The organism is Streptomyces sp. S186 (genome assembly GCF_051603415.1).
In the GTDB taxonomy this organism is placed as follows: domain Bacteria; phylum Actinomycetota; class Actinomycetes; order Streptomycetales; family Streptomycetaceae; genus Streptomyces.
In genome coordinates, this window is sequence record NZ_CP193932.1 from 4,578,582 (window position 1) to 4,602,699 (window position 24,118).

At 72.2% G+C, this 24,118-nt stretch carries 20 protein-coding genes; 17 read left to right on the plus strand and 3 right to left on the minus strand.

The features are described 5' to 3' along the window. The first annotated feature begins 5 nt into the window (after nucleotides 1-5). Genes ACRAS8_RS19700 through nuoN form a run of 13 tightly spaced genes read left to right on the plus strand, consistent with a single transcriptional unit; the run spans nucleotide 6 to nucleotide 15,805 of the window. Nucleotides 6-596: a NuoB/complex I 20 kDa subunit family protein gene (locus ACRAS8_RS19700; protein WP_438487341.1), complete on the plus strand. Its 591-nt coding sequence runs from the start codon at nucleotides 6-8 to the stop codon at nucleotides 594-596. Beyond that, nucleotides 593-1,348, plus strand: a complete 756-nt coding sequence (locus ACRAS8_RS19705) for an NADH-quinone oxidoreductase subunit C (RefSeq protein WP_438487342.1) — start codon at nucleotides 593-595, stop codon at nucleotides 1,346-1,348. Before ACRAS8_RS19700 ends, ACRAS8_RS19705 begins: the two co-directional genes overlap by 4 nt. Then, nucleotides 1,348-2,682 (plus strand): NADH-quinone oxidoreductase subunit D, encoded by a 1,335-nt coding sequence (locus ACRAS8_RS19710; protein WP_438487343.1) that lies wholly within the window; start codon nucleotides 1,348-1,350, stop codon nucleotides 2,680-2,682. The genes ACRAS8_RS19705 and ACRAS8_RS19710 overlap by 1 nt, the downstream gene beginning before the upstream one ends. Nucleotides 2,683-2,717: 35 nt before the next feature. Further along, nucleotides 2,718-3,473 carry an NADH-quinone oxidoreductase subunit NuoE gene (nuoE, locus tag ACRAS8_RS19715; protein WP_438490541.1) on the plus strand — a complete coding sequence of 252 codons (756 nt, stop codon included), beginning with the start codon at nucleotides 2,718-2,720 and terminating at the stop codon, nucleotides 3,471-3,473. Next, a complete protein-coding gene (nuoF, locus tag ACRAS8_RS19720) occupies nucleotides 3,473-4,852 on the plus strand; it encodes an NADH-quinone oxidoreductase subunit NuoF (protein WP_438487344.1) in 1,380 nt (459 codons plus the stop codon). Before nuoE ends, nuoF begins: the two co-directional genes overlap by 1 nt. Next, complete coding sequence (locus ACRAS8_RS19725) at nucleotides 4,849-7,404, plus strand: NADH-quinone oxidoreductase subunit G (protein ID WP_438487345.1); 2,556 nt, start codon at nucleotides 4,849-4,851, stop codon at nucleotides 7,402-7,404. The genes nuoF and ACRAS8_RS19725 overlap by 4 nt, the downstream gene beginning before the upstream one ends. Next, the gene (gene nuoH, locus ACRAS8_RS19730) at nucleotides 7,401-8,783 is read left to right on the plus strand and encodes an NADH-quinone oxidoreductase subunit NuoH (protein ID WP_438487346.1); all 1,383 of its coding nucleotides are present in this window, start codon (nucleotides 7,401-7,403) and stop codon (nucleotides 8,781-8,783) included. The genes ACRAS8_RS19725 and nuoH overlap by 4 nt, the downstream gene beginning before the upstream one ends. Then, the gene (gene nuoI, locus ACRAS8_RS19735; protein WP_438487347.1) at nucleotides 8,776-9,393 is read left to right on the plus strand and encodes an NADH-quinone oxidoreductase subunit NuoI; all 618 of its coding nucleotides are present in this window, start codon (nucleotides 8,776-8,778) and stop codon (nucleotides 9,391-9,393) included. Before nuoH ends, nuoI begins: the two co-directional genes overlap by 8 nt. Further along, nucleotides 9,390-10,304, plus strand: coding sequence for an NADH-quinone oxidoreductase subunit J (locus ACRAS8_RS19740; RefSeq protein WP_438487348.1), 915 nt, complete (start codon nucleotides 9,390-9,392; stop codon nucleotides 10,302-10,304). The genes nuoI and ACRAS8_RS19740 overlap by 4 nt, the downstream gene beginning before the upstream one ends. Further along, a complete protein-coding gene (nuoK, locus tag ACRAS8_RS19745) occupies nucleotides 10,301-10,600 on the plus strand; it encodes an NADH-quinone oxidoreductase subunit NuoK (protein WP_016573026.1) in 300 nt (99 codons plus the stop codon). The genes ACRAS8_RS19740 and nuoK overlap by 4 nt, the downstream gene beginning before the upstream one ends. Before the next feature lie 13 nt (nucleotides 10,601-10,613). Further along, the gene (gene nuoL / locus ACRAS8_RS19750) at nucleotides 10,614-12,497 is read left to right on the plus strand and encodes an NADH-quinone oxidoreductase subunit L (RefSeq protein WP_438487349.1); all 1,884 of its coding nucleotides are present in this window, start codon (nucleotides 10,614-10,616) and stop codon (nucleotides 12,495-12,497) included. 3 nt (nucleotides 12,498-12,500) lie between these two features. Continuing rightward, the gene (locus ACRAS8_RS19755) at nucleotides 12,501-14,159 is read left to right on the plus strand and encodes an NADH-quinone oxidoreductase subunit M (RefSeq protein ID WP_438487350.1); all 1,659 of its coding nucleotides are present in this window, start codon (nucleotides 12,501-12,503) and stop codon (nucleotides 14,157-14,159) included. Continuing rightward, nucleotides 14,156-15,805 (plus strand): NADH-quinone oxidoreductase subunit NuoN, encoded by a 1,650-nt coding sequence (gene nuoN / locus ACRAS8_RS19760; RefSeq protein ID WP_438487351.1) that lies wholly within the window; start codon nucleotides 14,156-14,158, stop codon nucleotides 15,803-15,805. Before ACRAS8_RS19755 ends, nuoN begins: the two co-directional genes overlap by 4 nt. Nucleotides 15,806-15,884: 79 nt before the next feature. Here the strand turns inward: nuoN and ACRAS8_RS19765 are convergent, their stop codons facing one another. Together ACRAS8_RS19765 and fahA are read right to left on the minus strand one after the other, a co-directional pair. Further along, entirely contained in the window at nucleotides 15,885-16,373 is a 489-nt protein-coding gene (locus ACRAS8_RS19765; RefSeq protein WP_438487352.1) for a hypothetical protein, read from the minus strand. Nucleotides 16,374-16,471: 98 nt separating this feature from the next. Then, on the minus strand, nucleotides 16,472-17,695 hold the full coding sequence (fahA, locus tag ACRAS8_RS19770; protein WP_438487353.1) for a fumarylacetoacetase: 1,224 nt from the start codon (nucleotides 17,693-17,695) through the stop codon (nucleotides 16,472-16,474). A 659-nt stretch (nucleotides 17,696-18,354) separates the two neighbouring features. On the opposite strand from fahA, the gene ACRAS8_RS19775 reads away from it, so the two are divergent. From ACRAS8_RS19775 to ACRAS8_RS19790, 4 genes are all read left to right on the plus strand, one after another. Continuing rightward, nucleotides 18,355-19,368, plus strand: coding sequence for a polyprenyl synthetase family protein (locus tag ACRAS8_RS19775; protein ID WP_438487354.1), 1,014 nt, complete (start codon nucleotides 18,355-18,357; stop codon nucleotides 19,366-19,368). 280 nt (nucleotides 19,369-19,648) lie between these two features. Beyond that, nucleotides 19,649-20,917: a LolA family protein gene (locus ACRAS8_RS19780; RefSeq protein ID WP_438487355.1), complete on the plus strand. Its 1,269-nt coding sequence runs from the start codon at nucleotides 19,649-19,651 to the stop codon at nucleotides 20,915-20,917. Nucleotides 20,918-21,046: 129 nt separating this feature from the next. Beyond that, nucleotides 21,047-22,090 (plus strand): ATP-binding cassette domain-containing protein, encoded by a 1,044-nt coding sequence (locus ACRAS8_RS19785; protein WP_438487356.1) that lies wholly within the window; start codon nucleotides 21,047-21,049, stop codon nucleotides 22,088-22,090. Then, nucleotides 22,077-23,018: an ABC transporter permease gene (locus tag ACRAS8_RS19790; protein ID WP_438487357.1), complete on the plus strand. Its 942-nt coding sequence runs from the start codon at nucleotides 22,077-22,079 to the stop codon at nucleotides 23,016-23,018. The genes ACRAS8_RS19785 and ACRAS8_RS19790 overlap by 14 nt, the downstream gene beginning before the upstream one ends. Before the next feature lie 6 nt (nucleotides 23,019-23,024). Here the strand turns inward: ACRAS8_RS19790 and rarD are convergent, their stop codons facing one another. Continuing rightward, nucleotides 23,025-24,011, minus strand: a complete 987-nt coding sequence (rarD, locus tag ACRAS8_RS19795; RefSeq protein WP_438487358.1) for an EamA family transporter RarD — start codon at nucleotides 24,009-24,011, stop codon at nucleotides 23,025-23,027. Nucleotides 24,012-24,118 lie beyond the last annotated feature (107 nt).

The following is a 24,118-nucleotide window of genomic DNA, read 5'->3' on the forward strand; positions in this document are numbered from 1 at the left end:
CACCCATGGGACTGGAAGAGAAGCTGCCCAGCGGCTTTCTGCTGACCACCGTCGAGCAGGCCGCGGGCTGGGTGCGCAAGTCATCGGTCTTCCCCGCGACCTTCGGGCTGGCCTGCTGTGCCATCGAGATGATGACCACCGGCGCCGGGCGCTACGACCTGGCCCGCTTCGGCATGGAGGTCTTCCGCGGCTCCCCGCGGCAGGCCGACCTGATGATCGTGGCCGGCCGGGTCAGCCAGAAGATGGCGCCGGTGCTGCGGCAGGTCTACGACCAGATGCCGAACCCGAAGTGGGTGATCTCCATGGGGGTTTGCGCCTCCTCGGGCGGCATGTTCAACAACTACGCGATCGTCCAGGGCGTCGACCACATCGTCCCCGTCGACATCTATCTGCCGGGCTGCCCGCCCCGCCCCGAGATGCTCATGGACGCCATCCTCAAGCTCCACCAGAAGATCCAGAGCGGCCGGCTCGGGGTCAACGCGGTGCGGGCGGCCCATGAGGAGGAGGCCGCGGCGCTCCGGGCACTCCCGCTGATCGAGATGGACCGCTCCGGCGGGAAACCCTGTCCGTCGGAGAAGGAGGGGCTGCCGCGGTGAGCGAGCCGACCAACCCCAACGGCCCGGACGCCCCCGAGGAGGCCGTCCCGGCGCAGCGCGCGGACACCGGCGAGGTGATCGGCACCCGCCGCGGGATGTTCGGCGCCAACAACGGCGGCGACACCTCCGGTTACGGCGGCCTGGTCCGCACCGTCCGGCTGCCCGGCGCCGCCACCCGGCCCTACGGCGGGCCCGCCGGCACCGAGGGCCACGGCGTCTTCGACGAGATCGCCGACGAACTGGAGGGCGCCCTCGACGAACAGGGCCTGGTGCCGGAGAACGTCATCGAGAAGACCGTCGTGGACCGCGGCGAGATCACGTTCCACATCCGGCGGGAGTACCTGCCGGTGGTCGCCCGGACGCTGCGCGACGACCCCGCGCTCCGCTTCGAGCTGTGCACCGGCGTCAGCGGCGTCCACTACCCGGGAGACACCGGCCGCGAGCTGCACGCCGTCTACCACCTGCGGTCGATCACCCACAACCGGCTGATCCGGCTGGAGGTCGCCGTCCCCGACACCGACCCGCACCTGCCGTCGCTCGTGGGCGTCTACCCGACCAACGACTGGCACGAGCGCGAGACCTACGACTTCTTCGGCCTGGTCTTCGACGGGCACCCGGCGCTCACGCGGATCATGATGCCCGACGACTGGCAGGGCTTCCCGCAGCGCAAGGACTACCCCCTCGGCGGTATTCCCGTCGAGTACAAGGGCGCCCAGATCCCGGCTCCCGACCAGCGGAGGTCGTACACCTGATGAGCACTCCCAGCGAGGCGTCCCGCGCAACTCCCCGCGACACCACCGAGGGCCCCGTCTACACCGTCACCGGCGGCGACTGGGACGAGATCGCCGCGGCCGCCGCGAAGTCCGACGACGAGCGGATCATCGTCAACATGGGCCCGCAGCACCCCTCCACGCACGGCGTGCTGCGGCTGATCCTGGAGATCGACGGCGAGACCGTCACCGAGGCCCGCTGCGGCATCGGCTACCTCCACACCGGCATCGAGAAGAACCTCGAATACCGGACGTGGACGCAGGGCACGACGTTCGTGACGCGGATGGACTACCTCACGCCGTTCTTCAACGAGACGGCGTACTGCCTGGCCGTGGAGAAGCTGCTCGGCATCACCGACGACGTCCCGGACCGCGCCACCGTCATCCGGGTGCTGCTGATGGAGCTCAACCGGCTCTCCTCGCACCTGGTGTGCATCGCCACCGGCGGCATGGAGCTGGGCGCCACCACGATCATGATCTACGGCTTCCGCGACCGCGAGCTGATCCTGGACATCTACGAGCTGATCACCGGCCTGCGGATGAACCACGCCTACGTCCGCCCCGGCGGCCTGGCCCAGGACCTGCCGCCCGGCGCCGTCGACCAGATCCGCGCCTTCGTCAAGAAGATGCAGAAGAACATGGTCGAGTACGACAAGCTCGCCACCGGCAACCCGGTCTTCAAGGGGCGCATGGAGGGCATCGGTTACCTCGACCTGGCCGGCTGCATGGCCACCGGGGCCACCGGGCCGATCGTCCGCTCCGCCGGACTGCCCCACGACCTGCGCAAGGCGCAGCCGTACTGTGGATACGAGACCTACGACTTCGAGGTGCCGACGGCCGACACCTGCGACGCCTACGGCCGGTTCCTGATCCGGCTGGAGGAGATGCGCCAGTCGCTGCGGATCGTCGAGCAGTGCCTGGACCGGCTGGAGCCGGGGCCGGTGATGGTCGCCGACAAGAAGATCGCCTGGCCCGCCCAGCTCGCCCTCGGTCCGGACGGCCTCGGCAACTCCCTCGACCACATCAAGAAGATCATGGGCACCTCGATGGAGGCCCTGATCCACCACTTCAAGCTGGTGACGGAGGGCTTCCGGGTCCCGCCGGGACAGGCGTACGCCGCCGTCGAGTCGCCCAAGGGCGAACTGGGCGTGCACGTGGTCAGCGACGGCGGCACCCGGCCCTACCGGGTGCACTTCCGCGACCCGTCCTTCACCAACCTGCAGGCCATGGCGGCGATGTGTGAAGGCGGCCAGGTCGCCGACGTCATCGTCGCCGTCGCGTCCATCGACCCCGTGATGGGAGGCGTCGACCGGTGAACGCCACTCCGGCACCCAAGGACGTCCAGCTGGGCATGCCCCGGCTACCGGCCCCCGACTACCCGGCCGACGTCAAGGCCCGGCTCGCCGCGGACGCCGAGGAGGTGATCGCCCGCTACCCCGACTCCCGTTCGGCGCTGCTGCCGCTGCTCCACCTCGTCCAGGCCGAGGAGGGCCACGTCAGCCGCACCGGCATCCGCTTCTGCGCCGAGCAGCTCGGACTGACCACCGCGGAGGTCACCGCCGTCTCGACCTTCTACTCCATGTACCGCCGCGAGGCCGGCGGCGCCTACCAGGTCGGGGTCTGCACCAACACCCTGTGCGCGGTGATGGGCGGCGACGCCATCTTCGAGGACCTCAAGGAGTACCTCGGCGTCGGCAACGGCGAGACCACCGAGGACGGCGCGATCACCCTCGAACACCTCGAGTGCAACGCCGCCTGCGACTTCGCCCCGGTGGTGATGGTCAACTGGGAGTTCTTCGACAACCAGACGCCCCGCTCCGCCCGGCAGCTCGTCGACGACCTGCGGGCCGGCCGGACCGTCGCACCCACCCGCGGCGCCCCCCTCTGCTCCTTCAAGGAGACCGCGCGGATCCTCGCCGGCTTCCCCGACGAACGGCCCGGCGCCGTCGAGGCGACCGGCGGCGCGGGACCCGCCTCCCTGGCCGGACTGCGGCTGGCCAGGGGCGAGACTCCGCCCGGCCCCGCCGACCACGTCGTCGCCCCGCGCACCACCGCGGACGGCCCCACCGACGAGGCCGCAGGACCGACCCACGAGGAGGGGGAGTGATGACCGTGGCAGCCGAATTCGGCGGCGCCTCCCGGCCGCACGCCGGAGGGACCGGCCCGGAGAAGGTCCTCGCCCCCGTGCTCTCCGCCTTCTGGGACGACCCCGAGTCCTGGACGCTGGAGACCTATCTGCGCCACGACGGCTACGAAGGCGCCCGCAGGGCCCTCGCCATGGACCCGGACGACGTCATCGCCTACGTCAAGGACTCCGGGCTCCGCGGCCGCGGCGGCGCCGGCTTCCCGACCGGGATGAAGTGGCAGTTCATTCCGCAGGGCGACGGCAAACCGCACTACCTCGTCGTCAACGCCGACGAGTCGGAGCCCGGGACCTGCAAGGACATCCCGCTGCTCCTCGCCAACCCGCACGCCCTCATCGAGGGGATCGTGATCGCCTGTCACGCGATCCGCTCGCACCGTGCCTTCATCTATCTGCGCGGCGAGGTCGTGCCCGTCCTGCGCCGACTGCACGAGGCCGTGCGGGAGGCGTACGCGGCGGGCTACCTCGGCAAGGGCGTCCTCGGCTCGGGCCTCGACCTGGAGGTCACGGTGCACGCCGGCGCCGGCGCGTACATCTGCGGTGAGGAGACCGCGCTGCTGGACTCCCTGGAGGGCCGTCGCGGACAGCCCCGTCTGCGTCCCCCCTTCCCGGCCGTGGCCGGCCTCTACGCCTGTCCCACTGTGGTGAACAACGTCGAATCCATCGCCTCGGTTCCCGCGATCCTCCACAAGGGCAAGGAGTGGTTCAGGTCGATGGGCAGCGAGAAGTCCCCGGGCTTCACGCTCTACTCGCTCAGCGGCCACGTCGCCAACCCCGGCCAGTACGAAGGCCCGTTGGGCCTCACACTGCGCCAGCTCCTCGACGTCAGCGGCGGCATGCGCCCCGGCCACCGGCTGAAGTTCTGGACGCCGGGCGGCTCCTCGACGCCGATGTTCACCGAGGAGCACCTCGACGTGCCGCTCGACTACGAGAACGTCGCCGCGGCCGGCTCGATGCTCGGCACCAAGGCGCTGCAGTGCTTCGACGAGACCACCTGCGTGGTGCGGGCGGTGACCCGCTGGACGGAGTTCTACGCCCACGAGTCCTGCGGCAAGTGCACCCCGTGCCGTGAAGGGACGTACTGGCTGGTGCAGTTGCTGCGCGACATCGAGGCCGGGAAGGGCCGGCCCGAGGACCTCGACAAGCTCGCCGACATCGCCGACAACATCAACGGCAAGTCCTTCTGCGCCCTCGGCGACGGCGCCGCCTCGCCGATCTTCTCCTCGCTCCAGTACTTCCGCGCGGAGTACGAGGAGCACCTCAGCGGCAAGGGCTGCCCCTTCGACCCCGCCAAGTCGACCCTCTGGGCCGACGACGACGCTCACCTGGGGGTGAACGCATGACCGTCACCACAACGGGGTCGAGCGCCGGCTCCGCCGCCGTGCCACCGGAGGACCTCGTCACCCTGACGATCGACGGCATCGAGATCTCCGTCCCCAAGGGGACGTTGGTCATCCGGGCCGCCGAACTCCTCGGCATCGAGATCCCGCGCTTCTGCGACCACCCGCTGCTGGACCCGGCGGGCGCCTGCCGGCAGTGCATCGTCGAGGTCGAGGGCCAGCGCAAGCCGATGGCCTCCTGCACCATCACCTGCACCGACGGGATGGTGGTCCGCACCCAGCTGACCTCCCCGGTGGCCGAGAAGGCGCAGCGCGGCGTGATGGAGCTGCTGCTGATCAACCATCCGCTCGACTGCCCGGTGTGCGACAAGGGCGGCGAGTGTCCGCTGCAGAACCAGGCGATGCAGGTCGGCGACCCCGACACCCGCTTCGAGGGCAGGAAGCGTACGTTCGCCAAGCCGGTGCCGATCTCCACGCAGGTGCTGTTGGACCGCGAGCGGTGCGTGCTGTGCGCGCGGTGCACCCGCTTCAGCAACCAGATCGCCGGCGACCCGATGATCGAGCTGGTCGAGCGGGGCGCCCTGCAGCAGGTCGGCATCGGCGCGGGCGACCCGTTCGAGTCGTACTTCTCCGGGAACACCATCCAGATCTGCCCGGTGGGCGCGCTCACCTCCGCCGCGTACCGCTTCCGCTCCCGCCCCTTCGACCTGGTCTCCTCGCCGTCGGTGTGCGAGCACTGCGCGGGCGGCTGCGCGACCCGGACCGACCACCGCCGGGGCAGGGTCCTGCGGCGGCTGGCGGCGGACGACCCCGAGGTCAACGAGGAGTGGATCTGCGACAAGGGGCGGTTCGCCTTCCGGTACGCGCAGGCCCGGGACCGGCTGGAGCACCCGCTGGTGCGCAGCGCCGACTCCGGTGAGCTGGAGCCGGCGAGCTGGCCGGCCGCACTGGACGCCGCGGCCCGCGGTCTGCTGGCCGCCCGGGGCCGGGCCGGTGTGCTGACCGGCGGCCGGCTGACCGTCGAGGACGCCTACGCCTACGCCAAGTTCGCCCGGGTCGCACTGCACACCAACGACATCGACTTCCGGGCCCGGCCGCACAGCGCCGAGGAGGCCGACTTCCTGGCCGCGCAGGTCGCCGGCCGCGGCCGTGACCTGGCGGGGGACGGCGTCACGTACACCTCGCTGGAGCAGGCGCCGGCGGTCCTGCTGGCCGGGATCGAGGCGGAGGAGGAGGCGCCCGGCGTCTTCCTGCGGCTGCGCAAGGCGCACCGCAAGCGCGGCCAGCGCACCTGGGGGCTGGCCGGTCACGCCACCCGCGGGCTGATCAAGGCCGGCGGGCGGCTGCTGCCGTCGGCGCCCGGCACCGAGACCGAGTGGCTGGACGCACTGGCGGGCAACGAGGCAGCAGGCGCGGAGCGCCTTCCCGGGGAGGGCGGTGGCGGGCGACGGGCGGGCCTGGACGGCGAGGGGCGGGCCGCAGCGGAGGCGCTGCGCGCGGGCGGCGCGGTGATCGTCGTCGGTGAGCGGCTGGCGACGGTCCCCGGGGCGCTGACCGCGGCGCTGCGTGCCGCCACCGCCACCGGGGCCCGGCTGGTGTGGATCCCGCGCCGGGCGGGCGAGCGGGGCGCGGTGGAGGCCGGGGCGTTGCCCGGGCTGCTGCCCGGCGGCCGGCCGGCGACCGACCCGGTGGCCCGGGACGAGGTCGCCGCCGCCTGGGGTGTGGCCGCGCTGCCGCACCGGCACGGCCGGGACACCGGCCAGATGGTCGAGGCCGCGGCCACCGGTGAGCTGGCCGCCCTGCTGGTGGCGGGCGTGGAGGTGGCCGATCTGCCGGATCCGGCGCGGGCGTTGACCGCTCTGGACGAGGTCGGTTTCCTGGTCAGCCTGGAGCTGCGGCCCTCCCGGGTCACCGAGCGGGCGGATGTGGTCCTTCCGGTGGCGGCGGTGGTCGAGAAGGCCGGGACGTTCCTCAACTGGGAGGGCCGGGCCCGGTCGTTCGAGGCCGCGCTCAAACCGGACCAGATGACCCGGCGGCAGCTGCTGCCGGACGCGCGGGTCCTGCACTTGCTCGCCGACGCCATGGACGTCGACCTCGGCCTGCCGGACGTGCACGCCGTGCGGCGGGAGCTGGACGGGCTCGGCGGCTGGCGCGGCCCGTATGCCGGTCAGCCGCGGGAGACGGGGCGGCCGCTGCCCCGTCCGGGCGCCGGCGAGGCCGTGCTGGCCGGGCACCGGCTGCTGCTGGACCAGGGGCTGCTGCAGGAGGGCGACGAGGCGCTGGCCGGCACCCGGCACGCCGCGGTGGCCCGGCTGTCGGCAACCACCGCCCGGGAGGCGGGGGTTGAGGAGGGCGGGCAGCTGGAGGTCACCGGGCCGGCCGGTTCGGTGCGGCTGCCGCTGCAGATCACGCCGATGCCCGACCGGGTGGTGTGGCTGCCGCTGAACTCCGTCGGCGGTGGCGTCGCCGCCGACACCGGGGCGCACCCCGGTGAGCTGGTGAAGGTCTCCGCCGCCCCTGGTGCGCCGGCGCCGGCCAAGGAGGTGGACGCATGATGCACCATCCCGGTTTTCCGGTGGCCGCGCTGGCCGCCCAGGAGGACCTGTCGATGTTCGGGCGGGACCCGTGGTGGCTGGTCGTCATCAAGGCGGTGTTCTGCTTCGCGTTCCTGATGCTGACGGTGCTGTTCTCCATCGTCTGGGAGCGCAAGGTCGTCGCCTGGATGCAGCTGCGGATCGGGCCCAACCGGCACGGGCCGTGGGGGATGCTCCAGTCCCTGGCCGACGGCATCAAGCTGATGCTGAAGGAGGACCTGGTCGTCCGGCGCGCCGACAAGGCGGTGTACGTCCTCGCGCCGATCGTGGCGGCGATCCCGGCCTTCATGGCGATCGCGGTGATCCCGTTCGGCCCGGCGGGCAACGAGATCTCGGTCTTCGGGGTCCGCACCCCGATGCAGCTCACCGACCTCCCGATCGGCGTCCTCTACATCCTCGCCACGGCCTCGGTGGGCATCTACGGCATCGTGCTGGCGGGCTGGTCGTCCGGTTCGACGTATCCGCTGCTGGGCGGTCTGCGGTCGTGCGCGCAGATGATCTCGTACGAGATCGCGATGGGCGCGGCGTTCGCGTCGGTCTTCCTCTACTCCGGGTCGATGTCGACGTCGACCATCGTGGAGTCGCAGCAGAACAAGTGGTACGTGCTGCTGCTGCCGGTGTCGTTCCTCCTCTACATCGTGACGATGGTGGGGGAGACCAACCGTGCGCCGTTCGACATGCCGGAGTCCGAGGGCGATCTCGTCGGCGGCTTCAACACCGAGTACTCGTCGATCAAGTTCGCGATGTTCATGCTCGCCGAGTACGTCAACATGGTCACCGTCTCGTCGGTGGCGGTCACCCTCTTCCTGGGCGGCTGGCGGGCGCCCTGGCCGGTCTCGACGTTCTGGGCGGGCGCGAACCACGGCTGGTGGCCGCTGCTCTGGTTCACCGTCAAGGTGCAGCTGCTGCTGTTCTTCTTCATCTGGCTGCGCGGCACCCTTCCCCGGGTCCGCTACGACCAGTTGATGCGGCTGGGCTGGAAGGTCCTCATCCCGGTGTCGATGGTGTGGCTGCTGCTCGTCGCCACCGTCCGGGCGCTGAAGAACGAGGGCTACGACTTCTCGCAGATCGTGCTGTACGTGGGCGGCGGTGCGGTGGCGCTGCTGCTGATCTCGCTGGTCGTGGACTTCTTCCGGCGGGTGGAGCCGGAGGGCGGCGACGGCGAGGCCGCGTTCGATCCGATGGCCGGCGGATTCCCCGTTCCGCCGCTGCCCGGGCAGACCCTGCCGCCGGTGCCGCGCCGACGCCCGCGCCGTGACGGGGAGTTGATTGTCAGTGGGCGGGTGGACACTGTGAGTGACGGAAATGAGAGCGACGGAAAGGGGGGCGACGGTGCCTGAGTTCCAGAACCCGGTGGCCGGCTTCGGCGTGACCTTCAAGGCCATGTTCAAGAAGCGGCTGACCGAGCAGTACCCCGAGGAGAAGAAGCCGACGGCGCCGCGTTTCCACGGCCGGCACCAGCTCAACCGCCATCCGGACGGGCTGGAGAAATGCATCGGCTGCGAGCTGTGCGCCTGGGCCTGCCCGGCGGACGCGATCTATGTCGAGGGCGCCGACAACACCGACGAGGAGCGCTACTCCCCGGGCGAGCGGTACGGCGCCGTCTACCAGATCAACTACCTCCGCTGCATCCTGTGCGGCCTGTGCGTGGAGGCGTGCCCGACCCGCGCGCTCACCATGACCAACGAGTACGAACTCGCCGACCGCTCCCGCACCTCGCTCATCTACACCAAGGAAGAGCTGCTGGTGGGCCTGTCGGAGGGGATGGTCGACTCCCCGCACGCGATCCACCCGGGCATGACCGAACGGGACTACTACAACGGGCGGGTGACCCAGGCCGCGCCGGGCACGGTCCGGCAGGTCGCGCTCTCCAAGGGCGAGCGGCCGGCGGACGCCGCGGGCGGGCCGGCCGGGCAGCAGGACGCCCCGGGCGAGGAGGCGCACGCATGACGGGTCTCGCCGCCGCGGCCTCCTCGGGGGAGGCCGTGCAGTTCTGGCTCCTGGGCATCGTCGCCGTCGCCGGCGCACTGTGCACGATCCTGATGAAGCGGGCCGTGCACAGCGCCCTTTCGCTCGCCGGGACCATGATCGTCCTGGCGGTCTTCTATCTGGCCAACGGCGCGTACTTCCTCGGCATCGTGCAGATCGTGGTCTACACCGGCGCGATCATGATGCTGTTCCTCTTCGTCGTGATGCTGGTCGGCGTCACCGCGGCGGACTCCCTCAAGGAGACCCTCAAGGGGCAGCGCTGGCTCGCCGCCGGGCTCGGCCTCGGCTTCGGCATCCTGCTGATCGCCGGCATCGGCAACGCCTCGCTCAAGCAGTTCAACGGCCTCGGCGACGCCAACGCCGGCGGCAACGCCCAGGGCCTGGCCGCGCTCATCTTCACCAAGTACGTCTTCGCCTTCGAGCTCACCGGCGCGCTGCTGATCACCGCGGTGGTCGGCGCGATGGTCCTCACCCACCGGGAGCGCACCGCGCGCGCCCGCACCCAGCGGGAGCGCTCCGAGGCCCGCATCCGCGAGGGCAAGCAGGCCCGCCCGTCACCCGACCACCGCCCCTCAACGTCAGGCTCCGCCTGGCCCCTTCCGACACCGGCGCCCGCACCCGGTGTCTACGCCCGGCACAACGCCGTCGACATCCCCGGCCTGCTGCCGGACGGCACCGCCTCCGAGCTGACGGTCAGCCCGACGCTGCGCGAGCGCGGCCAGGTGCGGGACGTCTCCGGCCAGTCGCTGGCCGAACTCAAGGCGCTGGAGCAGCGGTCCGAGGAGTGGCTGGGGCGGGCGCCCGGCCGGTCCGGGAAGAACGGGAAGAAGCGTTCCGGCCCCGCGGCGCCGAAGGAGGGGGCCCAGAAATGAATCCGGTGTACTACCTCTACCTCGCCGCCCTGCTGTTCACCATCGGCGCGGCCGGCGTGCTGATCAGGCGGAACGCCATCGTGGTGTTCATGTGCATCGAACTGATGCTGAACGCCTGCAATCTCGCCTTTGTCACCTTCTCGCGGATGCACGGGAATCTCGACGGCCAGATCATCGCCTTCTTCACGATGGTCGTCGCCGCGGCGGAGGTCGTGGTCGGCCTGGCCATCATCGTGTCGATCTTCCGCACCCGTCATTCGGCCTCGGTCGACGACGCCAGCCTGATGAAGCTGTAAGGGGTCGCACAAAGTGGAGAACTTGATCGCGCTGCTCGTCGCGGCACCGCTGGTCGGTGCGGCCCTGCTGCTGTGCGGCGGCACACGCCTGGACCGCGCCGGCCACTGGATCGGCTCGCTGCTCGCGGTGGCCTCGTTCGCCGTCGGGGCGGTGCTCTTCGCCGACATGCTCGGCCGGAGCCCCGAGCACCGGGCGCTGCACCAGCACCTGTTCAGCTGGATCCCGGTCGGCGGCTTCCGAGCCGATGTCGCCTTCCAGCTCGACCAGTTGTCGATGACCTTCGTCCTGCTGATCACGGGTGTCGGCTCACTGATCCACATCTACTCGATCGGCTACATGGCGCGCGACGAGCGGCGCCGCCGCTTCTTCGGCTATCTCAACCTCTTCCTGGCGGCGATGCTGCTGCTCGTCCTCGCGGACAACTACCTCCTGCTGTACGTCGGTTGGGAGGGTGTGGGCCTGGCGTCGTACCTGCTCATCGGGTTCTGGCAGCACAAGCCCAGTGCGGCCACCGCTGCGAAGAAGGCGTTCCTGGTCAACCGCGTCGGCGACATGGGCCTGTCCCTCGCGGTCATGCTGATGTTCACGACGTTCGGCACGTTCGCCTTCGGGCCGGTGTTCGCCGCGGCCGGCGGCACGTCCGAGGGGAAGCTGACCGCCCTCGGACTCCTGCTGCTGCTGGCCGCCTGCGGCAAGTCGGCGCAGGTGCCGCTGCAGTCCTGGCTGGGCGACGCCATGGAGGGCCCGACCCCGGTCTCGGCCCTGATCCACGCCGCCACCATGGTCACCGCCGGCGTGTATCTGATCACCCGCTCCGGCGTGATCTTCAACGCCGCGCCGGACGCCCAGACCGCCGTGGTCGCGGTCGGCGCGGTCACGCTCCTGTTCGGTGCGATCGTCGGTTGCGCCAAGGACGACATCAAGAAGGCGCTGGCCGGTTCGACGATGTCGCAGATCGGCTACATGGTCCTGGCCGCCGGCCTGGGCCCGGTCGGCTACGCCTTCGCGATCATGCACCTGGTCACCCACGGCTTCTTCAAGGCGGGCCTCTTCCTCGGCGCCGGTTCCGTGATGCACGGGATGAACGACGAGGTGGACATGCGCCGTTACGGCGGTCTGCGCACGCACTTGCCGGTCACCTTCGTCACCTTCGGGCTCGGCTATCTGGCCATCATCGGCTTCCCCGGGCTGTCCGGCTTCTTCTCCAAGGACAAGATCATCGAGGCGGCGTTCGCCCGTGGCGGCACCGAGGGCTGGATCCTCGGCGGCGCGGCCCTGCTGGGCGCCGCGATCACCGCGTTCTACATGACGCGGGTGATGCTGATGACGTTCTTCGGCGAGAAGCGGTGGGATCCCGAGGAGTTCCATCCGCACGAGTCGCCGAAGGTGATGACGATCCCGATGATCCTGCTGGCGGTCGGTTCGGTCTTCGCGGGCGGGCTGTTCAGCGTGGGCGACGCCTTCGTCGGCTGGCTGGAGCCGGTCACCTCGTTCGCGCACGGCCACTCCCCGGTGGGCGCCGGTGTGGTCACCGCCGCCACGATGGCGGTGCTGGTCGCCGGCGTCGGTATCGCCTGGCTGATGTACGGCCGCCGGGAGGTCCCGGCCACCGCCCCGCGCGGTTCGCTGCTGACCCGGGCCGCCCGCCGCGATCTGCTCCAGGACGACTTCAACCACGTCGTCCTGGTGCGCGGCGGCGAGCACCTGACCCGCACGCTGGTCTACCTCGACCACTCCCTGGTGGACGGCGCGGTCAACGGCACGGCGGCCTCGATGGGCGGACTCTCCGGCCGGCTGCGCAAGTTGCAGACCGGCTTCGTCCGCTCGTACGCGGTCCAGATGCTGGGCGGGGCCGCCGTTCTCGTCGCCGCGACCCTGCTGATGAGGGGTGTCTGAGCCATGTCGTTTCCCCTGCTGACGGTCACCGCCGCGGTGCCGGCGATCGGTGCGGTCGCCACCGCCGCGGTGCCCGCCGCCCGGCGCACCGCCGCCAAGTGGCTGGCGCTGCTGTTCTCGCTCGCCACCCTGGCGCCGGCGCTGCTGGTCGCGGCGCGCTTCGACCCGGGTGCCAAGGGCCCGTTCCAGCTCACCGAATCCCACGCCTGGATCCGGGACTTCGGCGTCCGGTACGACCTCGGCGTGGACGGCATCGCGGTCGCGCTGATCGCCCTGACCGCGCTGCTGATCCCGTTCGTCATCCTGGCGGGCTGGCACGACGCCGACCCCCTGGAAGGAGCCGAGCCGAACCGTCGCTGGCGCCCCACCCAGGGCTTCTTCGCGCTGATCCTGGCGGTCGAGGCGATGGTGGTGCTCTCCTTCGAGGCCACCGACGTCTTCCTCTTCTACCTCTTCTTCGAAGCCATGCTGATCCCGATGTACTTCCTCATCGGCGGCTTCGGGGACCGCGCCGGCGGCCGCGGCGAGCAGCACGCCGCCGCCCAGCGGTCGTACGCCGCGGTGAAGTTCCTGCTCTACAACCTCGTCGGCGGCCTGATCATGCTGGCCGCGGTCATCGGGCTGTACGCCGCCACCGCGCACCAGCTGGGCACCGGCACCTTCTCGCTCACGCAGATCGTCGAGGCCCGGGCGTCCGGCGCGCTGAGCCTGGGCACCGGCACCGAGCGGCTGCTCTTCCTCGGCTTCTTCTTCGCCTTCGCGGTGAAGGCGCCGCTGTGGCCGCTGCACACCTGGCTGCCCAACGCCATGGGCGAGGCGACCTCCCCGGTCGCGGTGCTGATCACCGCGGTCGTCGACAAGGTCGGCACCTTCGCGATGCTGCGCTTCTGCCTCCAGCTCTTCCCGGAGGCCAGCAGCTGGGCCACCCCGGTCATCCTGGTGCTGGCGCTGATCAGCATCGTCTACGGCGCGCTGCTCGCGGTCGGCCAGCGGGACATCAAGCGGCTGATCGCCTACGCCTCGATCTCCCACTTCGGCTTCATCATCCTGGGCATCTTCGCGATGACGTCCCAGGGCCAGGCCGGCGCGACGCTCTACATGGTCAACCACGGCCTCTCCACCGCCGCGCTGATGCTGGTGGCCGGCTTCCTGATCAGCCGCCGCGGCTCGCGTCTGATCGCGGACTTCGGCGGGGTGCAGAAGGTCGCCCCGGTCCTCGCCGGCACCTTCCTCGTCGGCGGCCTGGCCACCCTGTCGCTGCCCGGCCTGGCCCCGTTCGTCAGTGAATTCCTGGTCCTGGTCGGCACGTTCAGCCGCTATCCGGTGATCGGGGTCATCGGCACCGTCGGCATCGTGCTGGCCGCGCTCTACGTCCTCGTCCTCTACCAGCGGACGATGACCGGCCCGGTCAGGGCGGAGGTCGGCGGGATGCCCGACCTCAGGGCGCGGGAGCTGGTGGTGGTCGCGCCGCTGATCGCGGTGCTGATCTTCCTCGGGGTGTATCCCAAGCCGCTCACCGACATCGTCAACCCGGCGGTCCGGCACACCCTGTCCGTCGTGGACAAGAAGGATCCCAAGCCCACCGTGCGGGTGGACGCCGTGCCCGGCGGAGGCCGGCACGGCCGGACCGCGCAGACCCAAGACGGGGAGGCCGCGAAGTGAGTTCCGTGGCAAGTGTCCACAGCCTGTGGACGGCGGCCGGGGCGCCGGGCAGGATCCCGGCCCCGAAGATCGAGTACGTCCAGCTGTCGCCGACGCTCATCGTCCTCGGTGCCGCGGTCGTCGGCGTCCTGATCGAGGCGGTCCTGCCGCGCCGCGGCCGGTATTACGCCCAGGTGTTGCTGACGGTGGTGGCGCTGGCCGCCGCGTTCGCCGCGGTGATCGGCCTGGCGGCGGGCGGTTTCGGCTCGTCCAGGGCGCAGGTGGCCGCGATGGGCGCGATCGCGGTGGACGGGCCGGCGCTGTTCCTCCAGGGCACCATCCTGCTGGTGTCGCTGATCGCGGTCTTCACCTTCGCCGAGCGCCGGCTGGACCCGGCGGCCCACGGGAAGGCGGTGGACTCCTTCGCCGCGCAGCCCGCGGCCGTCCCCGGCGGCGAGGCCGAACAGGCCGCGGTCAAGGCCGGGTTCACCACCACCGAGGTCTTCCCGGTGCTGCTCTTCGCGGTCGGCGGCATGCTGGTCTTCCCGGCCGCGAACGACCTGCTGACGCTCTTCATCGCACTGGAGGTCTTCTCCCTCCCGCTGTACGTCCTGTGCGCGCTGGCCCGCCGCCAGCGGCTGCTCTCACAGGAGTCCGCGGTGAAGTACTTCCTCCTCGGCGCCTTCTCCTCGGCCTTCCTGCTGTTCGGCATCGCCCTGCTCTACGGCTACGCCGGCACCGTGGGCTACGCCGGGATCGCCGAGGTGGTCTCGGACGGCGCCCGGCAGATCGACCCGGCGCTGGCCGGCACGATGGGCAACGACGCGCTGCTGCTGATCGGCGGGGCGCTGGTGCTGATGGGCCTGCTGTTCAAGGTCGGCGCGGTGCCCTTCCACATGTGGACGCCGGACGTCTATCAGGGCGCCCCGACGCCGGTGACGGGCTTCATGGCGGCCGCCACCAAGGTCGCCGCGTTCGGCGCGCTGCTGCGGCTGCTGTACGTCGTCCTGCCGGGGATGCGCTGGGACTGGCGGCCGGTGATGTGGGGCGTGGCGATCGTGACGATGCTGGGCGGCGCGGTGCTGGCCATCACCCAGACCGACATCAAGCGGCTGCTGGCGTACTCCTCGATCGCGCACGCCGGTTTCCTCCTCGCCGGTGTCATCGCCATCAGCAAGGACGGCATCTCCTCGGTGCTCTTCTATCTGGCGGCGTACTCCTTCGTCACGCTCGGTGCGTTCGCGGTGGTGACGCTGGTCCGGGATGCCGGCGGCGAGGCCACCCACCTGTCCAAGTGGGCCGGGCTCGGGCGGCGTTCGCCCCTGGTGGCGGCGGTCTTCGCGGTGTTCCTGCTGGCCTTCGCGGGCATTCCGCTGACGTCCGGTTTCGCCGGGAAGTTCGCGGTGTTCAAGGCGGCGGCGGAGAGCGGCGCGGGCTGGCTGGTGGTGGTCGGTGTGATCGCCTCGGCGATCGCGGCGTTCTTCTACATCCGGGTGATCGTGCTGATGTTCTTCAGCGAGCCGAAGGCGGACGGCCCGACGGTCGCGGTGCCCAGCGTCCTGACGTCCACCGCCATCGCGGTCGGCGTCGCGGCCACGCTGGTGCTGGGCGTGGCGCCGCAGTATTTCCTCGATCTGGCCGGGCACGCGGGGCTGTTCGTCCGCTGACCCGGCCGCCCCGTACGGCCGCCGCCCGGCGCCCCCGAGGGGGAGCCGGGCGGCGGCCGTCGGACGTTCCGCGGCGCGGTCAGTTCTTGGGCAGGTCCGGCAGCTTGGGCAGGTCCGGGATCTTGATGCTGCCGTCGTCGGTCCTGGTGTACTTCTCGGTCGGGCCGTGCTGCCAGTTGACGGTCAGGGTCCTGCCGTCCGCGCCGGGCTTGAGGGTGCCCATGGTGCGGGTGGTGTCGCCGTCGGTGCACTTGAGGACGGCCATGGTCGTTCCGGCCATCTTCTCGACCTTGCCCATGCAGGCGGACTGGTGCCCGTTGCTGAACGCGACGGTGCCCTTGGCGACCACCAGGACCAGCGGGGCGGCCGTCGTGCCGCCCTTCCAGGCGCCCTCCACGGCGGTGGGGTCCGCGGCCTTGCCGTCGCCGCCGCCCGCGGTCGACGGGGCGCCCTCCGGTGCCTTGCCCGGGCTGCTCGTGTCCTTGCCGCTGTCGCCGCTGCTTCCGCAGCCGCTGAGCAGCAGCGCGGCGACGGCGGCCGCCCCGGCGAACTGCGCTGCCTTGCGCACGTGCGTCTCCTCCGTTGTGGGACAGGTGACGCGAGGCTAGCAGCGGCCCGCGGCGGGCGGGGGCGGGCGGCGGGACCGGCTTCCCGCCGCCCGCCGGGTCATGCCGGGGCGCCGTCGGGCAGTGCCGCGGCGGGCAGCACCTGCCCGGTGACCTCGCCGAGGCCGATCCGGGCGCCGTCCGGGCCGGGCGCCCAGGCGGTGAGGGTGACCTCGTCGCCGTCCTGGAGGTAGGGGCCCTTGCCCTGGGTGAGCTCCAGCAGGCAGCCGAGCTGGTCGGGTTCGGGGCCCGAGACGGTGCCGGAGGCGTAGAGGTCGCCGGTGCGCAGCGAGGCGCCGTTGACGGTCATGTGGGCCAGCTGCTGGGCGGCCGTCCAGTACATCGCGGCGAACGGCGGGCGGGAGATCACCTCGCCGTTGAGCCGCACCTCGATCCGCAGGTCGAGGCCGCCCGGCTCGGCGGCGCTGTCGTCGAGGTACGGCAGCGGCGGCACGTCCCGGGCGGGCGGCGCCGTCCGGGCGGCGTCGAAGGCGTCCAGCGGGGTGACCCAGGCGGAGACGGAGGTCGCGAAGGACTTGCCGAGGAACGGGCCGAGTGGCAGGTACTCCCACGCCTGGATGTCGCGCGCCGACCAGTCGTTGACCAGGCAGACGCCGAAGACGTGCTCCCGGAACGCGGCCAGGCCGACCGGCGCGTGCAGCGCGGAGGGGGTGCCGACGACGAAGCCGACCTCCGCCTCGATGTCCAGGCGGGTGGACGGGCCGAAGACCGGCGCGGGATCGGCCGGGGACTTGCGCTGGCCGTGCGGCCGCACCACGGGGGTGCCGGAGACGACGACGGTGCCGGCCCGGCCGTGGTAACCGATCGGCAGGTGCTTCCAGTTGGGCGGCAGGGCGGCGCCGTCGGGGCGGAAGATCCGGCCGACGTTGGTGGCGTGGTGCTCGCTGGAGTAGAAGTCGACGTAGTCGGCGACCTCGAAGGGCAGATGCAGGGTGACGTCGTCCAGCGGGCGCAGCAGCGGGGCCACCGCGGTGCGGTGCGCGGGGTCGGTCAGCGCGCTGTGGACGGCCGCGCGCACCTGCTGCCAGACGGGGCGGCCGGCGGCCAGCAGGGGGTTGAGGGTGGGGGCGGTGAGCAGTGCGGCGTGCGGCGCGGTGGCGGGCAGGGCGTCCGGCAGGGCGGCCAGGTCGAGGACGTGGTGGCCGTAGCGGACGCCGAGCCGGCGCAGGCCGGGTGTGTCGGCGGTGCTGAAGACGCCGTAGGGGAGGGTGTGCGGGCCGAAGGGGTCGCCTTCTGCCAGGTCGAACGGGCTGTGCTCGGGCATGGACACTGCTCCTCGCGTTCGTCGTCGCCGGTGGGCGGTCGGCCACGGGGGCGCCGCCGCTCGGACCGGGGGAGAGCGGGGCGGTGCCGTGGGCCGGTGGGTCCGTCGATCAGGGTACGACCGCCGGCGATCAGGCGGTGGGGCGGTCCTCGGCCGGGAACGGGCGGCTCCGGGACGGGACGCCGCCGCGCGGGGCGGCGGCGTGCGGCGCACCGGCCCCCGCATACGGTAAATACCTTGCCGTAACGCGTAATTCGGTCCCGATGGGTACGGCGGGCGGCGCGGTCGAACGGTGCGGTGCCCGCGCGTCCACCGGAGAGAGTGAACGGTCCGGTGAACGGCACCGTCCCGCCGACGGAATCCGGCGGTATCCGGCAGTCCCCGCCGGCCGCGCGGCGCGCCGGTCACCTCTGTGACACCGGTGGCCTTTTGAGGTAACTCACGTCCCTGCCGCCCCACACCGCTTCCACGGAAAGCCCCGCCTGACGGCGGTCGGGAACCTACCCTCGGGAAGGGTTCGGGACGGGTTCTGTGCTGGCCGAGTGGTTCGGGGGGCGGGCGCCCGTGGTGATCCAACCGTGACCGGATACGCTGGCCAATGGTGGAGACAGCGACAGATCGACATTCGGTTTGATCGTCAGCAGACAGGAGTATCCCTCGTGACCGTCGTCGGGCCCATTGGGCTGAGCGTGCGGGACAAGGCTCTCGAAGCCGATGTCCAGGCCGGATTGGCGGCTGTCGAGGAGGGCCTGCTGGAGGCCACCAAAAGTGACGTGCCGTTCATCACCGAGGCCGCGCAGCACCTGGTGCGCGCCGGGGGCAAGCGGTTCCGCCCGCTGCTGGTGATGCTGGCCGCCCAGTTCGGCGACCCCTACAGCCCGGGCGTGGTGCCCTCGGCCGTCGTCGTGGAGCTCACGCACCTGGCGACGCTCTACCACGACGACGTGATGGACGAGGCCGGCGTGCGCCGCGGGGTGTCCAGCGCCAACGCCCGCTGGGGCAACTCCGTCGCGGTGCTGACCGGCGACTTCCTCTTCGCCCGCGCCTCGCACATCCTCGCCGACCTCGGGCCGGAGGCGGTCCGGATCCAGGCCGAGGCGTTCGAGCGCCTGGTGACCGGCCAGATCCTGGAGACCGCCGGACCGCGCGACGGCCGCGACCCCGTCGACCACTACCTCGACGTCCTCGCGGGCAAGACGGGTTCGCTGGTGGCCGTCGCCTGCCGCTTCGGCGCGATGATGTCGGGCGCCGACGAGACCACCGTCAACACCCTCACCCAGTACGGCGAGCGGCTGGGCACCGCCTTCCAGCTGGCCGACGACGTCCTGGACATCGCCAGCGACTCGCACGAGTCCGGCAAGACGCCCGGCACGGACCTGCGCGAGGGCGTCGCGACGCTGCCCGTGCTGCGGCTGCGCGCGCTCGCCGAGAGCAGCGCCGGCACCGCCGAGGACCGCGCCCTGTGCGAGCTGCTGGCCGGCGACCTCACCGACGACGCCCGGCACGCCGAGGCGCTCGCCGGGCTGCGCGCCCACCCGGCGCTGGAGCAGGCCCGCCAGGACACCGTGCGCTACGCCGAGGACGCCCGCGCGACGCTGGCGCCGCTGCCGGAGTGCATGGCGAAGACGGCTCTGGAAGAGCTGTGCGACGCGGTGGTGCACCGGGCACGCTGAGCGGGGTCGGGGCCGGGGGCCGGGGTTTCCCCTCATGCCTCCCTGACGTCCCCTAGGGATTCCCCTCGGGGCGGTGCGACCGGCGGAGTACGGGTTCCGCCACTCCGCGACGGGGTGTCATCCCTCAGCAGTACGCGGAGTTGGCCCTGCGGGTTGACGCCGGGGTCCGCGGTTTTTGGTGAGATGGAAAGCACCACGAAGCGGCGGGGCGGGCCATGACGGCCCGGCGGGTGGACAAGTGGACGACGCAGGACCGCCGCACACGACGGAGGTAGGCCAGATGCCACGGAACGAACCGACCGAGGTCACCGAGGAATGGGACGGGGGGCGCTCCGCACGGCGCCGTAAGGCGGTGCGGTACGGCGTGCCGGTCGCGGTGGCGGGGGTGACGGCCGCGACGATCGGGCTGGTCCCGGCGTTCGCCGGCTCAGGTTCTCCCGACCTGCCGAAGATCTCCGCCCAGGACCTGATAGCGAAGATCGCCAAGTCCGACGTCCAGCAGCTGTCCGGCACGGTCCAGGTCACCACCGACCTCGGCCTGCCCGCCCTGCCGGGCGGCGCGGGCGCCGGCGCCCTCGGCGGCGGACAGGGCGGTGGCGGCGCGGGCGCCTCCGCGTCGCCGCAGAGCAAGCTGACCGAGCTGGCATCCGGCACGCACACCCTGCGGGTCGCCGCCGACGGCCCCGACAAGCAGCGGGTGTCGATCGTCGGCAAGTCCGCCGACTACACCCTCGTCCACAACGGCGCGGACGTCTGGGCGTACGACAGCGGCAGCAACAGCGCCGTGCATCACACCGCACCCAAGGACGCCCGTCACGGTGCGCACCGCGGCGCGCCCGAGGGCCTCCCCGACGGCGGCCTGCGGAACGCCACGCCGCAGGAGCTCGCCAAGGAGGTCCTGAAGGCGGCCGGGGACACCACCTCGGTGACCGTCGGCGACACCGCCCGGGTCGCCGGGCGGGACGCGTACCAGCTCGTCATCAAGCCCAAGCAGGCCGCCTCCACGGTCGGCTCGATCCGGGTCGCGGTGGACGCCGCCAACGGCGTCCCGCTGAAGTTCACCCTCACCCCGAAGAGCGGCGGCCCGGCCGCGGTCGATGTCGGCTACACCCGCGTCGACTTCGCCCGCCCGGCAGCGGACACCTTCGCCTTCACCCCGCCCAAGGGCGCCAAGGTCGTCAACGGCGACCGGGCCGCCCACGGCAAGGGCGAGAGCGGCAAGGGCCTCGGCGGCTTCGGTGGTTTCGGCGGCTTCAAGGACGGCCAGGGCCCGAAGGGCGCCGGCGGGTTCGAGGTGCTCGGCAAGGGGTGGACGTCCATCGCCGCCCTCAAGGCCCCCGGCGGTCCCGGCGGCAAGGACCAGCTCGCCAAGGGCGACGCCGGCAAGTTCCTGGACAGCCTGGGCAGCAAGGTGTCCGGCGCGTTCGGCTCCGGCCACGTCTTCAGCACCCGCCTGGTCAACGCCCTGATCACCGACGACGGCAGGGTCTACGTCGGCGCCGTCGACCAGCAGGCCCTGATAGCCGCGGCCGACGCCGCGAAGAAGTAGCGGAGGCAGGCAGAAGCGAGGGGCCGCGACCGGCGGCCGGGCCGCGCCGCACCTCCGCCGGGGGAGCGGCGCGGCCCGGCCCACGGTCCGCGCGCCCGGCCGTACGGCCCCGACGGGCCGGTGTGCGCCATGAGTTGGGGGGAGAGCGTGTCACCACTGTCACCACCACCCGCCGCGGACGAGGGGCGCGCGGCGTCCGCCGGCGCGCACCGGGTGATCGAGACCCGGGGCCTGACCAAGGCGTACCGCGGCGGCCGCCCGGCCGTCGACGGGCTCGATCTCGCCGTGCCGCGCGGCAGCGTCTTCGGCTTCCTCGGCCCCAACGGCTCCGGCAAGACCACCACCATCCGGATGCTGATGGGCCTGATCGAGCCGACCGCCGGCACGGCGCGGGTGCTGGGCCGGCCGATGCCCTGCGCGGCCCGCCAGGTGCTCCCCAGGGTCGGCGCGCTCATCGAGGGCCCGGCGCTCTACGGCTTCCTCAGTGGGCGGGACAACCTCCGCCGGTTCGACGCCGCCGACCCGACCGCCGAGCCCCGTACCCGCACCGAGCGGGTCGGCCGGGCGCTGGAGCGGGTGGGCCTGGCCGCCGCGGCCGGCAAGAAGGCACGTACCTACTCCCTCGGCATGAAGCAGCGGCTGGGGCTGGCCGCCGCCCTGCTCCGGCCCCGCGAGCTGCTGGTGCTGGACGAGCCGACCAACGGCCTGGACCCGCAGGGCATGCGGGAGATCCGCACCCTGGTGCGGGAGCTGGCGGCGGACGGCACCACCGTCTTCCTCTCCTCCCATCTCCTCGACGAGATCGAGCAGGTCTGTACGCACGCCGCGGTGATGGCCCGGGGCCGGCTGGTCACCCAGGGACCGGTCGCCGGCCTCACCGCCGCGGTCCTCGGCCCGGGTGGCCACGGCCGGCTGGCGGTGACCACCCCCGATCCGGCCGCCGCGGTGCGGGTCCTGAAGGAGCACGGTCTGACCGGCCTGCGGGCCGACGGCGACCGGGTCACCGGCGAGCTGCCCGCGGCCTCGCCGGACGGCCCGCCGCCGGACCCGGCGGAGCTGAACGCCGCACTGGTCGGTGCCGGCGTCCGCGTCCGGGCCCTGGGCACCGAACGGCCGTCGCTGGAGGACGTCTTCGTCCGGCTCACCGGGGAGGGATTCGATGTCGCGGGCTGAACGCCGGCCGCCGGCCGAGGCGGCACCCCAGGCACCCCAGGCACCCCAGGTGCCCGAGGCGCCCCATTCGGCCCGCGCGTCCCGTTCCCGGGCGTCGCGATGGTCGCCGGACCTGCTGCGCAGCGAGATCGTCACGACCTTCCGGCGCTGGCGCACCCTGGTGCTGCTGGCGGTGCTCGCGGGCGTCCCGGTGCTGGTCGGTGTCGCCGTCCGGATCGAGGCCGGGCGGCCCGGCGGCGCGGGCGGCGACGACCGCGGCCCGGCGTTCCTCGCCGGGATCGCCGGCAACGGCCTCTTCCTGGTCTTCACCGCCCTCGCGGTGACGCTGCCGGTGTTCCTGCCGATGGCCGTCGGGGTGATCGCCGGCGACGCCCTCGCCGGCGAGGCGCACACCGGGACGCTGCGCTACCTCCTCGTCGCCCCCGCCGGCCGCGCCCGCCTGCTGCGCGCCAAGTTCGCCACGGTCGTGGTGTTCTGCCTGGCGGGCACGCTCGTCGTGGCGCTCTCCGCGCTGGTCACCGGTGCGCTGCTGTTCCCGCTGGGCAGGGTGACGCTGCTGTCGGGGACGTCCATATCCGTCGGCGACGGGCTGCTGCGGGCGCTGGCCGTGGCGGGCGTGGTGGCGTTCTCCCTGCTGGGGGTGGCGGCGCTCGGCCTGTTCGTCTCCACGCTCACCGACAGCGGCATCGCCGCCATGGCCACCACCGTCGGACTGGTGCTGACCGCCCAGATCCTGGACGGCATACCGCAGCTCCAGGCCGTCCAGCCGTATCTCTTCCCGCACTACTGGCTGTCCTTCGCGGACCTGCTCCGCGACCCCGTCTACGTCGACGGGATCCTGCGGAACCTCGGCCTCCAGGCGCTCTACGCGGCGGTGTTCGGGTCGGCGGCCTGGGCGCGGTTCACCACTCGCGACATCACGGCCTGACGGGCATCACGGCCTGACGGGCCCCCGGGCGGCCTCCGGGCCCGCCTGGGCGGCCTCGGCCGCCGCCGCCTCGCCGGCCCGCGCCCCGGCGGCGGCCAGCTCGCTCCGGGCCCGCCGGGCGGTCCGCAGCGCGTCCCAGGTCAGCACGGCCAGCGCCGCCCACACCAGCGCGAAGCCCGCCCAGCGCTCCGGCGGCATCTCCTCGTGGAAGACCGTCAGGCCCAGCAGGAACTGGAAGGTCGGCGCCAGGTACTGCAGCATCCCGACGGTGGTCAGCGGCAGCCGTACCGCCGAGGCACCGAAGCAGATCAGCGGCACTGCGGTCGCGATGCCGCAGGCCGCGAGCAGCAGTGCCTGCCCCGTCCCGCCGCTGACGAAGGCGGACTGTCCGTGCAGCCCGAGGTAGACGAGATAGCCCAGTGCCGGCAGTGCCTGCAGCGCGGTCTCGGCGCTGAAGCCCTCGATGCCGTCGAGCCTGATGCCCTTCTTCACCAGCCCGTAGGTGGCGAACGACAGGGCCAGTCCGAGGGCGATCCAGGGCATCCGGCCGTAGGCGACGGTCATCACGACCACGGCCAGGGTGCCGACGCCCACCGCGGCCCACTGCAGCGGCCGCAGCCGCTCGCGCAGCACCAGCACCCCGAACGCGATGCTCACCAGCGGGTTGATGAAGTACCCGAGCGAGGCTTCCAGGACGTGCCCGGCGTTGACCGCCCAGATGTAGAGGAACCAGTTCAGCGAGATCACCACGGCACAGACCAGGACCAGCCCGAGCCGCTTGGGCTGCCGCAGCAGCGGGCGTATCCAGGACCAGCGGCGCAGGGCGGCCAGGATGACCACGGCGACCGGCAGCGACCACAGCATGCGGTGGGCCAGGATCTCCGACGGCGCGGCGGCGTCCAGCAGATGCCAGTACAGCGGCAGCAGGCCCCACATGGTGTAGGCGGCGAGGCCGTACGCGAGGCCGGCGCGCTGGTCGGTTCGAGACGGCAAGGGGCCCTCCTGGTCGTGCGCGGTCGATGCTGTTGCAAGGTAGCGCCGTCCGGCCCCGGCTGTCATGTGCGTTCCGCATGACGGTCATGACACCGGAGTGCAGCGCG